We start from the raw sequence: 15,400 nt of genomic DNA on the forward strand, positions 1-15,400 counted from the left end.
ATTATCATATTATAGCTGAGATCTGCGAGTTTGTCAACAGCAATACGCCGCTCAAACGCATTGCGGAAGAACGGCTTACAGTATGTAGTATATCTTATCGGCTGATGTTTATTTTTGAGCATTCTCATATTTCTGTTTAGTCGCAAGACCACCGCGTATATGACGCTGCTCTTTGTTTTCCTCAAGTATTTTCCGCACCTCGCTGTAAAGAGAGGATGACAGCTTCGGCAGCTGTTCGGTGAGATCTTTGTGTACCGTGGATTTTGAAACTCCGAATTCAGCTGCGGTGGCTCGGACAGTTGCTTTTCGGCTGATCATAAATTCGCCGAAAAGCACAGCCCTTTCCTTATCGGTTCTAAACATTGTTCACACCCCTTTTGCTACATAATATGTCCAATAGAGGTGTGATAGAACATTTTTTTATTGTTGTGACCGCTTAGGCTGGTTCACAAAATATGAACCGCCTGATAAAGTTATCTGATGCCATACCAAAAAGAGAAAGAACGAACCAGATCGCCGAATAGCGAATACATATCTGTCCGTCAAAATTATATGGCATGCTGTGATAATTCCAAATCTTCATGCCCATTCGGCGGTTCAGTATCTCTCCTGCAAGAAGCTCGCCCGATGTGATAAAAAGCATTGATATGAACAGCGCACAGATATAGGTCAGGCGTCCTGCACGGCGTTCACTGTTAAGTTCATGTATCACTATCATCGCAAGAGCCCCGAGCAATCCCATAGAGATATGGGAGTATCCCCTTTCGAGCATTTCAATGCTTCCGTAACATATAGCACCGAATACACCGACCGTAAAAAGTCTCAGCAGTTTTTTCATTTCTTCACCCCGAAAAATTTTTTCGGTAGTAGTATTGGCAGTAAAAAGCACATAATACAAAAAGGCGGGATATCCTCCCGCCTTTGATATCAGATTATATCGTCTTCCTGATTAGGAATGTTCAGCTGTTTCTTGGGAACACGCTTTATGGGGTCGTAATCCCATTTTTTACAGGCATAATCGGCATCAACGAGACCCTGCTTTTCACACAGTACCTTGTTGCCCTCTTTAGATTTGTTGCCGAACTTACAGTATGAACATGACGGTGTTATTTTATTACCGAAAAAACTTTTCTTTGCCATTTTATATGCAACTCCTTTGCAAAAAAAGATATGATTTTCAAGTTTTGAATTATATATATTATATCACACTCGATCTGAAAATACCAGACCTTTTTTATAATTCAGTAGAAAAATCATTAATATTAGACATATGGATGCACTTAAATTGTTGACTTTGACGAAGCTGCGGCTATATGAAACAGCTGTTACAGATTCATCTATCAAATGGGGCTGTAATATTTTACAGAACAGTGCTGATAACAGTGCGGCAAAAGGTCTAAGTTTAATAAATCTGAACAGAGATAATTTGTCTGATTTCAGAGCAAATAACTGCATGATGATACATACTCCCCCGAAAGAACAGACTGCGCAGATGAGCGGCAGAAGTCTGTAAGGTGTGCCTTGAAGTTCGGAAAGTGAAGTTATCTCAAAAAATGCGGAGAGTATAACCGATTCGTTCCCTGAAAGTCCGAAAATACGTCGTATCCAGTCTGATGCTCCGCTGGCTTTCAGCACAGCCATGATTGCTGAAAAGAATACCACTGTCATGCAGATGACACCCATTGACTTCCCTGCCGAAGTTATCCCGCCGACCAGAAGACTTTCATTTTTATGTGCATGAATTGAATTTTTTACTGCAAGTTCAGAAAACCTGCACGTGATAAATGCAACAATAAGATTTGATAACAATATCGATAAAAATATCAGTGTTCCAACTTTTGCACTGCCAAAGACCGTAAGTCCGATGGCACCGCTGTAAAATGCTGGACCTCCGCAGTAACAGAAACAGGCAGCTTTTTCGGCTGTTTTCGCGTCGATATCACCTCTATCCAGCATATCGGAAAGTGTCTTTATACCAACTGGGTATCCAGCAAAAGTGCTTATCAGAAATACTGAGAAAATACTTTCCGGCATACGAAAAAGTACCAGTGGTATCCACTGGAATGGTTTGGTAAGATTTCGTATACACCCGCTGTTCACAAGCATTGAAGTTGATACCATGAATGCGAAAAGTGATGGTATCAGAATATTCAGGCACCGCATGACAGATTCTTTAACAGCTGAGGATACCTCCGCAGGATAAAGTGCCATTCCCGCAGAGATAAGGGTCAGTGATATGCAAAATAAAAAGTCTTTCAGCTTGGATATGTTTTCTCGTTTCATAGGTATTACCTCCAAGACAAGTATATGCCGTTAACAAGCGTAATATAATATTTGTGACGGAGGGAGTGATCGCAATGGCAAGAATACCGGGTATAAGTTTTTTCGGAAAGACCCGTGAACTTATGTATTTGCAGTCCTACATACGGATAAACGACAACACATCGGCGTTGGTAGAAAACTGTCGGCAGATATATGAATGTACAGAAGTCTGTGTAAGGCTTCTGACAGGCAGTTTTGAGATAGAACTCTGGGGCAGCGGGCTGATGCTGAGTTCTTATGCGGAAAACAGTGTGGAAGTACGCGGGACGATAGAACAGGTGAAACTGGTTTCACGGGTAAACAGGAGGAATTAGGATGACTCTGGGAAGCATTGATTACAGGATCGAGGGCAAGAGTTTTGCGAAACTTCTCGACGCTTTCACGAAAGAAAAACTTATCTATTCAGAACTTCGGGAGACTGATGACAGCCTGACTATGAACATTTCTTTTGAGCACAGTTTTAGCTTTGAAAGGCTGTGCAGAAATGAGGGCTTTGAGCCTAAAAGAATAGAATATCATGGTATGCTGAGATTTTACCGAAGTATTGTAAAACGTCCCGGAATTATTGTTGGTGCAGTGATATCAGTGCTGCTGATGGCTTATTATTCCAATGTAATCCTGACTATCAAAGTGGATACCGATGACCCGATCATCTACGGAAAAATAATCGATGTGCTGAATGCTGACGGTGTAAAAGCCGGCGCATATCTTCCGGATATCGATCTTGTAATTGAGGAACGTTCGCTGAAAAGTAAGATAGACGAAGTCGCATGGGCTGGTATCAGCCGCACAGGTTCGGGGATAGCTGTGGATATACTTGAAGCGGTCGAAGCGGAAAAAGGTATCACCGTTGGTATGCCCTGCCATCTTGTTGCCTGCGAGGACGGAGTTATCGAGGAAATTGAACTTATCGACGGACAGCTGATGAAATGCCTTGGCAGTGGTGTTACGAAAGGCGAGATAGTTGTGAGTGGAAAGATTGTTACTGAGGATTCCGAATGGACAAAAGACGGCGAGGTCGTAACATCGAAAACGAGGTATGTTAGGAGCATAGGCAAGATACGCGGCACTTTCATAAGGACGATGGTTTTTGAGCAGCCCTTTGATGCCGAAGAAAAGGTGCTGACGGGCGAAAAGAGAAAGCTTTCCTATCTTGAAATATTCAGCGCTAGGATACCACTTCATACCAAAATATACGACGGCTATTTTGAGACAGAAAAAGAGGAAAAGCATTTTCCGGAGATAGGAGGTTTCGTTCTGCCCATAGGATTTACAGAGATCGATCTGAGAGAATATGACATTAGAAGTCAGGTGCTTGATAAGGAAGAAGCACTCTCCCGAGCAGAACAAGCTGCCTATAGATACGAACAGAACTTCCTTACCCCATATAAAATACGCGGAAGGTCTGCAAAACCCGAATTTACTGATGACGGAGTAAGGCTTACGGTTACTTATGAGCTTTATGGAAATCTCTGTAAAGAGAGCGATTTCTTCATACCAAAATACATTGTACCCGATTTGGAAGCAGTTACAAAAGAAAATGTGCAAGATAGTGAAAATTATTGATATTTTTTGTTGCATTTAATTAAAAATTTGATTTTTTTTGTTGCATTCCATTAAAGAATGTGTTATAATGAGTATCAGAATGTAAAATTGAGCGGAGTGTATCCTAATGGCAGAAAAACTGATAGCCGTTGACAGCATGGAAACTATGCTGAGCTTGTTCGGCAGCTATGATGAAAATGTGAATCTGATACAGCGCGAATACGGTGTTGCTGTACTGGGACGCGGTGAGGATATCAAGGTCACAGGCGACGAACAGGGCGTATTTAACGCCTGCGAAGCGATCAACGGATTGATTACTATGATAAACAGCGGTGAAAAGCTCACCGAACAAAGTATACGTTACGTTTTTGCTCTGGTTCGCGAGGGCAGACAATACGAGCTGAATAATCTCAGCGATGACGGTATTTGCGTGACGATAACAGGCAAGGTAATAAAGCCCAAAACTCTTGGACAGAAGCGGTATGTTGATTTTATCCGCAAGAATACCATAGTTCTTGGTATCGGTCCTGCGGGCACGGGCAAGACTTATCTTGCGGTGGCGATGGCGGTGAAGGCTTTCAAAGCTCATGAGGTGGAGAAGATAATCCTTACCAGACCTGCGGTGGAGGCGGGTGAAAAGCTTGGATTTCTTCCCGGTGATCTTCAGAACAAGGTCGATCCCTATTTAAGACCGCTGTATGATGCACTATTTGAGATGCTGGGACCCGAATCCTTTGCAAGACAGCAGGAACGCGGGTGTATCGAAGTCGCTCCTCTGGCATATATGCGAGGAAGAACGCTGGATAACGCTTTTATAATACTGGATGAAGCCCAGAACACCACCAACGAACAGATGAAGATGTTCCTGACGAGACTGGGATTCAATTCAAAGATAGTTATAACAGGCGATATAACTCAGATAGACCTGCCCGATAACCGTAAGTCTGGACTTATACAGGCAATGCACGTTCTAAAGGACGTTGACGATATAAAAATAAACAGATTCTCCGATAAGGATGTAGTCAGACATAAGCTGGTACAGGATATCATACTGGCATACGAAAAATACTCAAAAAGGAATGGGAAAAACAATGGACAAAGTCAAGGTAATGATCACTAATAATCAGTCAGAGATTAAGATACCCGTTGGCATTAGGATGCTGGTTAGGCGCTGCTGTCATGCGGTTCTTGAATATGAGGGATTCGGAAAAGATGCTGAGGTATCTGTATCTTTCATAAATGACAAACAGATACACGAACTCAACAAGGAGCATCGAAATATCGACAGACCCACTGACGTGCTGAGCTTCCCTCTTGGCGAAGACGGCGAGTACGACGTAAATTACGAAACAGGTGCCTGTCTTCTTGGCGATATCGTAATCAGCCTTGAAACTGCAACAAGACAGGCTCAGGTATACGGTCATTCCCTTGAGCGTGAGGTCGGCTTCCTGACTGTTCATTCCATGCTGCATCTGCTGGGCTATGATCATGAAGAAAGCAGCCTGCAGGAGCGCATAATGCGTGAAAAGGAAGAAGCTATTCTCGCACAGTTGGGAATTTCCAGAGATGAGACATTTGTAGAGGAACATGAACATAAAGAATGAACTTTTGAAGTTCTTTAAGAGCTTCAGATATGCGGCGAGCGGGATAATCCGCTGTATAAAGACACAGAGAAATATGCGCTTCCATATTGGCGCTGCGGGGGCTGTAGCTATCGTTGCGATACTGTGCAGTGTCAGCATTGCTGAGGAGCTTGCTTTGCTGCTGACCGTCGGCGGTGTTATTGCGCTTGAATGTGTTAACACTGCTATCGAAAACGCAGTTAACCTTGCCGCTAAGACAAAACCATCTGAACTAGCAAAAGCAGCCAAGGACTGTGCTGCGGGAGCAGTGCTGTTATTCTGCATAGCTGCGGCTTGCGTTGCAGCTGTTGTTTTTGGCAGGAGGATACTGTACATATTAGGCTGTTTTGCAGAATATCCCGAACTTATCATAGCTGCGGTGCTTTATTTCGGACTGTGGTTCTGGTGGGTCTTTTTCTGTTTCAGGGAGAATAAAGATGACTGAAAATAAAGAACTGATGATAGAACTGCGGGATACCGAATGGGATCTTGAGTATACCGACCACGACCGATCAATCGCAAGAGCGATAGTGTTCGATGATGATGGGTATTTCTATTTTGTCAGAGCTGAGCGTGATGATGATTTCGGCAAGGCTGTGTTTATAGAAACTTCCGGCGGTGGTGTTGAGGAAAATGAAACTCCCGAGACCGCTATAATCAGAGAACTCCGCGAGGAACTCGGAGCAGAAGTTGATATCATATGCAAGATAGGCGTGGTAAGCGATTACTACAATCTTATCCACAGGCATAACATCAACAACTATTTTCTCTGCAAAGTTAAAAGCTTCGGTGCCAATGATCTTACCGAACAGGAGATCACAGATTTCCATCTTTCGACTTTGAAGCTCACGTTCGATGATGCTGTTGAGGAATACCAAAACAGCAGAAACTCAAAGATCGGCAGACTGATAGCTGCCAGAGAATTGCCTGTTCTTATGCGGGCAAAAGAATTATTGGGACAGTCAGATCATTAAAGGTGATTGAAAATGAAAACATGGAAAAAGGTCGGCATTGGCTTTCTGCTTTTGCCCTATGTTCTTGCAACACTGATTTTTCTATATGAACTTATCGGAATGGGCGTTAATCATGCCAGCACCGACAAGCAGACAGGCGTTCTTCGTGATGCACTTTCGGGTTCGGTGAATGACATTGAGATACTTAATGTGAATTCATGGACTGGCAACACAGGCAACGGTAATCACGTTGAATGTGTATCTGAGATAACTTTTTCTTCTGCGATGGAAGAAAGGGATATGGTATCTGCAATTTCCGACAAGATGGGCAAGGAAAGCTATCTTGGCGCAAATGGCTGTTATTTCATTGACTGCGAAGAAAATGGAAGCGTCAGATTTTCAAAAAACGATGACGGCAACTACCTTTGTCGAATGGTAAAGTCTGCGCCTTTTTCTGATAACATTGAAGGGCACTGATGAAAATAGTCGAAGCAACATCTTCCGACATCGGCACCGTTAAGGATATCACCTACAGTACGATAAAGACTGTTTATCCGAAGTATTATCCTTCGGGAGCGGTGGATTTCTTTCTGAATTATCACAGTGGTGAGAATATATCCGAGGATATCCGAGAACACAGGACTTTTCTATGTATTGACGATGACGGTAATAAGGTCGGTACTGTGACGATAAAAGAAAATGACATCGGAAGACTTTTTGTACTGCCTGAATTTCAGGGTAAAGGGTACGGCAAAGCACTTCTTGATTTTGCAGAAAATGTGATAAGCAGAAGTTATTCCGAGATAATACTCGACGCATCACTTGCGGCGAAAAAGATATATTTGAAAAGAGGATACACAGAGATCGAGTACAGGACCGTTATGACAGATAACGGTGATTTTCTGTGCTGGGATATAATGACCAAGAAAGTAAAGGAAAAATAAAATGACAAAGAATATTTTTGTTACCATAGCAGGCAGAGCAAATGCAGGCAAATCTTCCCTGCTGAATGCTCTCGTCGGCGAAAAGATAGCGGCTGTCAGCGACAAACCGCAGACCACAAGAACAAAGATAACCGGAGTTCTGACTAAGGGCGAAACTCAGTTCGTCTTCATGGATACTCCCGGTATGCATAAGGCGAAAAACAAGCTCAGCGAACATATGGTGAACACCGTCAACGAAACTATAACAGGCGTTGACATGATAATCCTTATGTGCGACTGCACCAAGAAGATATCCGACAATGAGAAAAGCCTGATAGCAAGCTTCAAGGGCGGTAAAAGCAAGGTAATACTGGCGCTTAACAAGATAGATCTTCTTGATAACAAGGAAGAGGTTATTGCAAAGCTGGCTGAATATTCGGAGCTATACGATTTTGCGGAAGTCGTCCCGATCAGCGTTGTTCAGAATGACGGACTGGATATCATCATGGATATACTGGAAAAGAATGCGGCTGAGGGTCCTCATTTCTTTCCCGACGATAAGTTCACCGATCAGCCTGAGAAAGTCATCATGGCGGAGATAATTCGTGAAAAGGCTCTCAGGAATCTTAACGATGAAGTTCCTCACGGCGTAGCTGTAACTATCGAACAGCTTGGTGAACGTGAGGACAGAAGCGGTGAAGCTATACTTGACATAACCGCGACCATCTTCTGCGAAAGAGAATCCCACAAGGGAATAATCATCGGCAAGGGCGGTTCAATGCTGAGGAAGATAGGTCAGGACGCAAGAGCTGATCTGGAGGATTTCTTTCAGATAAAGGTCAATCTGCAGTGCTGGGTTAAGGTCAAGGAAGGCTGGCGCAACCGCGAGGGCATGATAAAGAATTTTGGACTTTCCTGATTGGAAAAATGTTCCGCTCATATTTCGTTCTTTTGAGCAAAAGCTATCTTTAAAAGGACGGTGAGCGATTTGAAGCTTTGGGAGAAATTTTTGAAAAGCGGCAGTATAAAGGATTATCTCGCCTATGCGAGGGCTGAAAGGACTGATGCGAATGACGACCCTGAAAGGACTTATCCTGAAAGAAACTGACAGCGGTGAATCCAGCAAATCGATATGCGTGCTGACGGCGGAAATGGGCGTTATCTATATCTACGTCAGGGGCGGAAGAAAAAGCACAAAGACTGTTTCAGCCACCCAGTCATTCAGCTATTCCGAGCTTTGCTTTGAAGAAAAGAAAAATGCTAACGGACAGGTCAGCCGCTATTTGAACAGCAGCGAGCCTGTCAAGCTGTTTTATAATATAAGACTCGACGCGGCTAAAGTTGCACTTGCGTCATATTTTTCGGAACTGCTGATCTATTCCGGTACTGAGGGTCAGGAATGTAATGAAGTCATGCGGCTCGCGCTGAACACTCTTTATTTTCTGGACGAGGGCAAAATGCAGCCCGACCTGCTAAAATGCGTGTTTGAATTCAGGCTTCTATGCGAGATAGGTATGCGTCCGAAGCTTGTGGGTTGTGCGTTCTGCTTTAAATACGAAGACGATAAGATGCACTTCAATTTTCTGGAAGACAGACTTGAATGTGAAAGCTGCTGCCCCAATCCCGAAAGCGTACATACTATGATACTTGACAAACAGCTTCTTTATATCGTGCGTTATATCGCGCTGACGGAGTATGAAAAACTATTTTACTTTAATATAAGCGACCGATATCTGAAAAAGCTCACCGAATTCACAGAGAGATACGTGGGTTATCATTTCAGGAAAAAGTTCGGTGCGCTGGAATTTTACAAGATGTTGAAATGAGGTTATTTACATAAATGGGACTTGAAAATATAAATCATGAGATCCTTGAACTTGATAAGGTTCTGGAAATGCTTTCAGAGCTATGTTCAAGCAAAGACAGCAGACAGGCGGCACTGGCTGTAAGGCCATCGGATGACCTGTATACTGTGCGTACCGAGATGGCTAAAACGGCTAGTGCGCTGAATATGTCCATCAAAAACGGTACACCTGCTTTTTACAGCATAAACAACGTATCCGCAAGCCTGAACAGAGCAAAGGCGGGCGGTACACTTTCTCTCGGCGAACTGCTGGAGATAAAAAAAGTTCTCGGTCAGACCAATGAGCTTTGCAAATGGTTCGACCAGAACGAGGATAAGAACACTCCCCTGTCCTACCTGTTTGAACAGCTTTTCCCGAACAAGTCACTTTGGCAGAGATTGGAAACAGCTATACTGGACAGCGAGAATCTTTCAGATGATGCCAGCCCTGAGCTCAGGTCTATCAGAAACAAGATAGCAAAGGCTGGTCTGAAGATACGCGAAACTCTGGACAAGATGATAAAATCGCCGTCCACACAGAAGTATCTTCAGGAATCCATCGTTACCATGCGTGACGGCAGATTCGTTGTACCTGTTAAGACCGAGTTCAAAGGCAACGTGGGCGGTCTGGTTCACGGTACTTCCGCAACAGGCTCGACACTTTTCATTGAGCCTATCTCAGTAGTTGAAGCAAACAACGAAGTCAGGATACTTCAGGGCAAGGAACAGGACGAGATACACCGCATACTAACAGAGTTCTCCAAAGAATGTGCCATGATGCAGCCCCAGATAGAATCAAACTATGATGCGGCTGTTAAGCTCGATCTCTACTTTGCAAAGGCTAATCTCGGTGCAAAGATGAGAGCTGTAGATCCCGAGATATCCGATGATGGTATAATCGTACTGAACAAGGCAAGACACCCTCTTATCGATGAGAACAAAGTTGTGCCCATAAACTTCCGCTCGGGTACTGATTATAATGTCCTTGTGATCACAGGTCCGAATACGGGCGGTAAGACTGTTACGCTGAAAACCGTTGGTCTGCTGACACTGATGACAATGTGCGGTCTGATGATACCCGCATCTGACGGGTGTAAAATCTCGGTATACAAGAATATCCTTGCAGATATCGGTGACAGACAGTCCATTGAGCAGAGCCTTTCGACTTTCTCCTCACACATGGGCAAGGTCAAGGATATAATTGACAAAGCCGATCATGAGAGTCTTGTGCTGATTGATGAGCTTGGTTCGGGTACTGATCCTGTGGAGGGTGCTGCGCTGGCTGTTTCGATCATCGAAAGACTGCGTCAGGTGGGTGCAACTGTTGTTACTACCACACATTATCAGGAGATAAAGATGTATGCACTTGATACGGACGGAGTGGAAAATGCATCCTGCGAGTTCGATGTTGAGACAATGCGTCCGACATACAAGCTGGTGATCGGTTCACCGGGTAAGTCAAACGCTTTTGCTATATCTAAAAATCTTGGCATCGATGATGATATAATCAGCTATGCTAAGTCACTGATTTCTGAGGATAACAGGCGTTTTGAACATATAATAGATGACCTTGAAAAGGCAAGGATAAGTCTTGAAGAGAATAATTTTCTTGCCGAAAAATATCGCAAAGAGGCTGAAAGCCTGCGTAACGAGCTTAACGAGCAGAAGCAGAAATTCCTTGAAGAAAAGGAGTTTGAGCTTGAAAAGGCAAGACGTCAGGCAAGTGATATCGTGAATCGCGTTCAGCGTGAATCTCAGGCGCTTGTGGACGAACTGGACAAGCTTCGCAAGGAGAAAGAGAAGAACGGATTTACACAGAAAGCCATCGATGCAAGACAGAAACAGCGCTCTACGATGAACAAGCTTTATCTTGAAGCTAATCCTGTTTCAGAACAGCCCGATGATGATTATGTTCTTCCGAGACCCCTCAAAAAGGGTGATACGGTGCTTATCACCGATACCAAGCGCAACGGTATCGTGGTTACTCCCCCTGATGACAAGGGTATGTGCTTTGTTCAGGCAGGTATCATGAAGACGAAGATCGATGTGAAAAAGCTCAGGCTGGTGGAAAAACAACAGCCCAACAAGGCTCCTCAGCAGAAGAAAAAACAGCGCGGCGTTTCCACCAAAGGTGTTGAGAACCGCATGACAAGGCGCTTTTCTACCGAGCTAGATATCAGGGGTTATGCAAGCGATGAGGGTATCCACGAGATGGACAGCTTTATCGATAACTGCGTAATGTCCGGCATCAGCATGGTGACTGTTATACATGGCATCGGTACAGGTGTTCTTAAAAATGCGGTTAGAAATCATTTGCGTAGACACCCGTCGGTGAAATACTATCGACCCGGAGTTTACGGCGAGGGCGAAGACGGTGTTACCGTGATCGAACTAAAATAACATAAAATCCCCGAGGATAGCTGTCCTCGGGGATTTTTTATAATCATGTCAGAACTGTCCGCCTGCCTGAGCAAGCAGTTCACGCAGAGCGTTCAGAAGTTCGATATCGTCGGCATTTAGCTTTATGCTCGCTTCGATCTTCTGACCTGCCGCATTGGTAACTTTAAGATCGAGAGCGCCGCCCTCCTCCATGCCGCTTGCAGCTGTCTGCATAAACTGAGGTATCTTCGGGTGGTTCTCTCTGAATTTTTCAAGCAGGGGTTTCAGCTTGACTACTGCCATTGGGTTCATATTACAATCCTCTTTCTTTCAGGTCTTTGACTATATCCACGTAAAATTCACGTACATCAAAGCCATCTATATTTTCACGGAAGAGATCTATCATATCACCGTGTGAAAGACCTCTCCTGCCTTTGTGGTTTATCATAAGTGTATTCTCGCCGCGCAGTGCGGATTCTTTTACTACAAGACCGTCGTTGCCTGTGCCGTCCTTGCGGTTAATCATGTATCCGAGATTCAGAGGGAATCCCGCCGAGAATACATTTTTCATAACCGACATAACCGAGCGGTAGTATACGTTGGGACTGTCTGGTATCTCCTCGTCAAGCTTGGCACAGTTTGTATGAGTGAGTTCCCGCAGACCCTTTTCAAAATCGGGAGCGGTATCACCGAGAACAGTGAAGAGCTTGTTGTATCTGCTTGCCACAAATTTCAGCAGACCATCGGGAACCTTAGCCAGTATATCGTCAACGAAATTGCAGCCATAGTGGGGAGTATTTATCGTTACCAGACTTGCAATGTACTTGTCCATTCCCAGCTTTGAGATAGCGTATCTTGAATCAAGTCCGCCCTTTGAATGGGCGATTATGTTCAGCTTTTCAGCTCCTGTCTCTTTTATGACTTCCTCTATCTTATCCCTAAGCTCCCCTGCGCTGACGGATATCAGGTTCGCTGACTGCTGACCTCCGTAGTATATCTCAGCACCGTTTCGCACGAGCTCCTTGGGAACTCTGCCCCAGTAATTGAACATCTGCCAGTCGCGGAAAAATATGCCGTGTACCATAAGTATGGGATATTTTGTTTTGCAGACTTCATTTTCCTTGCGCATATCGTCAAGTTCCTGCTTTGCCTGTTCAAAGCGAAACTCTTTCTTCGCCGATTTAGATATGGTCCTCAGCACGAATATATTCACCACAGGCATATACCAGGTAAATACCAGCGCTATGTACTTAATTATCTTGACCTGTCTTGAAGATATCAGGAGCCTGATTATCCCGACGAGAGCACCAAGGGCGATGATAGCATATCCCGTAAGAGCATTTGCGAACATCCGCCATGGGTCGAATCCGCCTATGATTATAAAAGCTAGCACCACAGCCGTATGCAAAACAAGGGAGATTACAGCGCCATCGATCAGGAACGAGCCCTTTGCTATGCGGCAGAGCTTTTTATCCTTGTCGGCACGTCCGCCCGCAGTTAAAAGATAGACAAAGTAAAACAGCACCAGTCCGACGATAGTCAGTATCTTGACTAGCTTGGAAAACTGCACCACAGTCCATAAAATGACGGAATTGCATAGGCAAAGTATCAGAAACTGGTCGAACAACAATCTTATCTTTCTCACGATAGTTACCTCAAATAATACCGTTTCTCAGCTTGACAAGCCTAACGTCACTGCCGGCAAAGAAGAATGGTCTGAAACAGCCAGTTATTCGTGAAACTATTCTGTCGTTGTATTTTTTGCCGACTTCATTGACGGTAAGATTTGTCGATATAAGAGTAGGTCGGCGTTCGTTTATGCGCTCATTGATGAGTTCATAAAGCACAGAATCAGTGAACTGTGTCTGAAATTCAGAACCAAGGTCATCAAGAATGAGCAGGTCGGCTTCAAGCATTACGCTCATGGTGTCACCCTCAGCCCTGTGAAAACGCTCGTCTTCAACCTGTCGCATAAGCTTCAGCATGGAACCGTATACAACGTTCCAGCCCTGTGAGATAAGCTCTTTTGCGATACATGACGAAAGGAACGTTTTGCCCAGACCTGTCTTACCAAAGAATATCAGCGAGCTTGTGTGGGGCTCAAAACGAGTAGCGTAATTCTTGCAGTTTTCAAAGATCGTCTGCATCTTCACACGGGGGATCTCACCGTTAACGGGCATATCGCTGTAATACTCAGCTCTGAAATCCGAAAAATCGTGAAGTTCTATGGAACAGTTTGCGTTTATTTCCTCTGTGGTATATTTTTTCAGAAGCCTTTTCATGCACTCGCATCTTACGCCGTCATGGTAACCAGAATCGCTGCATATCTCGCACTGATAGTGCATTTGCAGGTAGTCCTCGGGATATCCGCAGGCTTTCAGCATTTCATGCATGGTGTGGCGCAGACTGATGTTTTTCTCTTTGATCTCGGCGATCTTTTTAGATATATCAGCACTGCTCTTGCCCTTGCCAATGTTGCCGAGAAGCGCGTAGTTCAGCCTTATGGCTTCGCTGTGCATACGGTATATCTCGGGAGCCTTCTGCGCAATCTCATCAAGCCTTCGCTGATGCTCCTCGTTGGCTTTGTCCTGCCGTTGTCTGAGTTCAAACTCGGCGCGGTCAAAAGCTTTCTCGGTATATCTCATTGATCTTCTTCCTTTCTAACGTTCCATGGAGCGTCACCGAAATCATAGTTTCTTGCGAAGTTCTCATACTCGTTAAGGTCGTAAGAGGGCTTGTCTTCGCTTACAGCAGTATATTTCTTCCTGTGCTGTTTATCAGAATTTTCTGCCTCTTCAACACTGCTGACGCCGACCTTTGCCCAGTTTTTCAGTATGCCGTCTATGTAGCTGAAACTAAGTTTGCTCTTGGTATCGAGGCATTTATTGTAGGCAAGCTCTATAAGATCACTGTTGAATCCAAGGCGCTTCCATTCCGTCATATACTGCTGTTGTTTCTTTGAGGGACGATTCTCCATACCAAAGATACCAAGTATCTTGTTTTCGTAAGATCTTCTTTCCGAAGCTGTGATTATCGCCTGCTCTACTTCCGCATAGGAATTTATACCCTCGTTGTACCAGCTTATCATGACGGTATGCAGATAGGCAATGCTGCACTTCCCTGCCGCGCGACAATGATCGGCTGCAAGAAGTATGGAGGGTGCATCAAATCGGTAAAGTTCGTAAAGCTCGATCAGCTTGGCAAGCTCACTTCCGTTTATCGAAAACTGGAGCGACTGTATCTCGTTAATGAGACTTTTCAGCGCTGCATCATTTTCAGCCTTTTGCTGCATCTCACGCTGAGAGTATTTAACGGTTATCTTCCTCTCAACAGCTGCAGCCTTTGTTGGTTTTACAGATTCAACAAGCGAAACAGGTTCATTCTTTCCCGAAAAAGTATGGGGTACTTCGGGCTTTACTGCAGCAGATATCTCGTCGTTTACCTTTATAACTCCTTTTTCCTGCCAGTAAGCAACAGCCGAATCCACATCAGCCTCAGAAAAACCTGATACCGCCGAAAGCATGGCAGAATCGGTATATCTCGGACCCGCAAGTATGCAGAGAAGAATTTTGATCTGAGTTTCGTTGCAGTTTTTTATATATCCGCCTGCCGTTGCCCACGGGAAACTGAAAGATGCTCCCCAGCTGTCGGCTTCAAAACAATAATCCATAGTTACAGACCTCCTGTGCGTAACCTTTATTATAACACAGTTTGAAGAAAAAGTAAAGATACCGACTAACGATTTATCCTGTTTACGGATATCAAATATATCAGACCGAGTTGCAATCTTGGCCGCAATGTGTTATAATAATA

19 protein-coding genes are annotated in these 15,400 nt (G+C 44.3%); 11 read left to right on the forward strand and 8 right to left on the reverse strand.

Features of this window, described 5'->3' with window-relative positions; genetic code table 11:
- Nucleotides 1-108 precede the first annotated feature (108 nt).
- The 4 genes from BMY75_RS00570 to BMY75_RS00585 form a co-directional block, all read right to left on the reverse strand.
- A complete protein-coding gene (locus BMY75_RS00570; protein WP_074828097.1) occupies nt 109-363 on the reverse strand; it encodes a sporulation transcriptional regulator SpoIIID in 255 nt (84 codons plus the stop codon).
- Nucleotides 364-436: 73 nt separating this feature from the next.
- Entirely contained in the window at nt 437-838 is a 402-nt protein-coding gene (locus BMY75_RS00575) for a putative ABC transporter permease (RefSeq protein ID WP_074828960.1), read from the reverse strand.
- Between the two features lie 89 nt (nt 839-927).
- A complete protein-coding gene (locus BMY75_RS00580; protein WP_074828099.1) occupies nt 928-1,140 on the reverse strand; it encodes a hypothetical protein in 213 nt (70 codons plus the stop codon).
- Nucleotides 1,141-1,203: 63 nt separating this feature from the next.
- Nucleotides 1,204-2,283, reverse strand: a complete 1,080-nt coding sequence (locus tag BMY75_RS00585) for a nucleoside recognition protein (RefSeq protein ID WP_074828101.1) — start codon at nt 2,281-2,283, stop codon at nt 1,204-1,206.
- A gap of 74 nt (nt 2,284-2,357) precedes the next feature.
- Here BMY75_RS00585 and BMY75_RS00590 point away from each other — a divergent pair, with 74 nt between their 5' ends.
- The 11 genes from BMY75_RS00590 to BMY75_RS00640 all read left to right on the forward strand — a co-directional run bounded on the left by BMY75_RS00590 (nt 2,358) and on the right by BMY75_RS00640 (nt 11,608).
- Nucleotides 2,358-2,636 carry a YabP/YqfC family sporulation protein gene (locus tag BMY75_RS00590; RefSeq protein WP_074828104.1) on the forward strand — a complete coding sequence of 93 codons (279 nt, stop codon included), beginning with the start codon at nt 2,358-2,360 and terminating at the stop codon, nt 2,634-2,636.
- Between the two features lies 1 nt (nt 2,637).
- Complete coding sequence (locus tag BMY75_RS00595) at nt 2,638-3,888, forward strand: sporulation protein YqfD (RefSeq protein ID WP_074828106.1); 1,251 nt, start codon at nt 2,638-2,640, stop codon at nt 3,886-3,888.
- Between the two features lie 106 nt (nt 3,889-3,994).
- Nucleotides 3,995-4,987 carry a PhoH family protein gene (locus BMY75_RS00600; RefSeq protein ID WP_074828109.1) on the forward strand — a complete coding sequence of 331 codons (993 nt, stop codon included), beginning with the start codon at nt 3,995-3,997 and terminating at the stop codon, nt 4,985-4,987.
- The gene (gene ybeY / locus BMY75_RS00605; protein WP_074828111.1) at nt 4,959-5,471 is read left to right on the forward strand and encodes an rRNA maturation RNase YbeY; all 513 of its coding nucleotides are present in this window, start codon (nt 4,959-4,961) and stop codon (nt 5,469-5,471) included. The genes BMY75_RS00600 and ybeY overlap by 29 nt, the downstream gene beginning before the upstream one ends.
- On the forward strand, nt 5,455-5,934 hold the full coding sequence (locus BMY75_RS00610) for a diacylglycerol kinase family protein (protein ID WP_074828113.1): 480 nt from the start codon (nt 5,455-5,457) through the stop codon (nt 5,932-5,934). Before ybeY ends, BMY75_RS00610 begins: the two co-directional genes overlap by 17 nt.
- On the forward strand, nt 5,927-6,463 hold the full coding sequence (locus BMY75_RS00615) for an NUDIX domain-containing protein (RefSeq protein WP_074828116.1): 537 nt from the start codon (nt 5,927-5,929) through the stop codon (nt 6,461-6,463). Before BMY75_RS00610 ends, BMY75_RS00615 begins: the two co-directional genes overlap by 8 nt.
- Before the next feature lie 12 nt (nt 6,464-6,475).
- A complete protein-coding gene (locus BMY75_RS00620) occupies nt 6,476-6,919 on the forward strand; it encodes a hypothetical protein (protein ID WP_074828118.1) in 444 nt (147 codons plus the stop codon).
- Complete coding sequence (locus BMY75_RS00625) at nt 6,919-7,386, forward strand: GNAT family N-acetyltransferase (protein ID WP_074828120.1); 468 nt, start codon at nt 6,919-6,921, stop codon at nt 7,384-7,386. The genes BMY75_RS00620 and BMY75_RS00625 overlap by 1 nt, the downstream gene beginning before the upstream one ends.
- 1 nt (nt 7,387) lies before the next feature.
- On the forward strand, nt 7,388-8,284 hold the full coding sequence (gene era, locus BMY75_RS00630; RefSeq protein ID WP_074828121.1) for a GTPase Era: 897 nt from the start codon (nt 7,388-7,390) through the stop codon (nt 8,282-8,284).
- A gap of 151 nt (nt 8,285-8,435) precedes the next feature.
- Nucleotides 8,436-9,191, forward strand: coding sequence for a DNA repair protein RecO (recO, locus tag BMY75_RS00635; protein WP_074828122.1), 756 nt, complete (start codon nt 8,436-8,438; stop codon nt 9,189-9,191).
- Nucleotides 9,192-9,205: 14 nt separating this feature from the next.
- Nucleotides 9,206-11,608, forward strand: a complete 2,403-nt coding sequence (locus BMY75_RS00640; protein WP_074828123.1) for an endonuclease MutS2 — start codon at nt 9,206-9,208, stop codon at nt 11,606-11,608.
- A gap of 48 nt (nt 11,609-11,656) precedes the next feature.
- Here BMY75_RS00640 and BMY75_RS00645 read toward each other — a convergent pair whose 3' ends face one another.
- From BMY75_RS00645 to BMY75_RS00660, 4 genes are read right to left on the reverse strand one after another with little or no spacing between them, the layout of a single operon-like run.
- Nucleotides 11,657-11,899: a hypothetical protein gene (locus BMY75_RS00645; protein WP_074828126.1), complete on the reverse strand. Its 243-nt coding sequence runs from the start codon at nt 11,897-11,899 to the stop codon at nt 11,657-11,659.
- Between the two features lies 1 nt (nt 11,900).
- Nucleotides 11,901-13,232 carry an esterase/lipase family protein gene (locus tag BMY75_RS00650; protein WP_074828128.1) on the reverse strand — a complete coding sequence of 444 codons (1,332 nt, stop codon included), beginning with the start codon at nt 13,230-13,232 and terminating at the stop codon, nt 11,901-11,903.
- A gap of 10 nt (nt 13,233-13,242) precedes the next feature.
- Nucleotides 13,243-14,232, reverse strand: coding sequence for an ATP-binding protein (locus BMY75_RS00655; RefSeq protein WP_074828130.1), 990 nt, complete (start codon nt 14,230-14,232; stop codon nt 13,243-13,245).
- Nucleotides 14,229-15,257 (reverse strand): DnaD domain protein, encoded by a 1,029-nt coding sequence (locus BMY75_RS00660; protein ID WP_074828132.1) that lies wholly within the window; start codon nt 15,255-15,257, stop codon nt 14,229-14,231. The genes BMY75_RS00655 and BMY75_RS00660 overlap by 4 nt, the downstream gene beginning before the upstream one ends.
- Between the last annotated feature and the right edge of the window lie 143 nt (nt 15,258-15,400).

Origin of the sequence: Hominimerdicola alba (assembly GCF_900109655.1) — a bacterium.
GTDB classification, from domain to species: Bacteria; Bacillota; Clostridia; order Oscillospirales; family Ruminococcaceae; genus Hominimerdicola; species Hominimerdicola alba_B.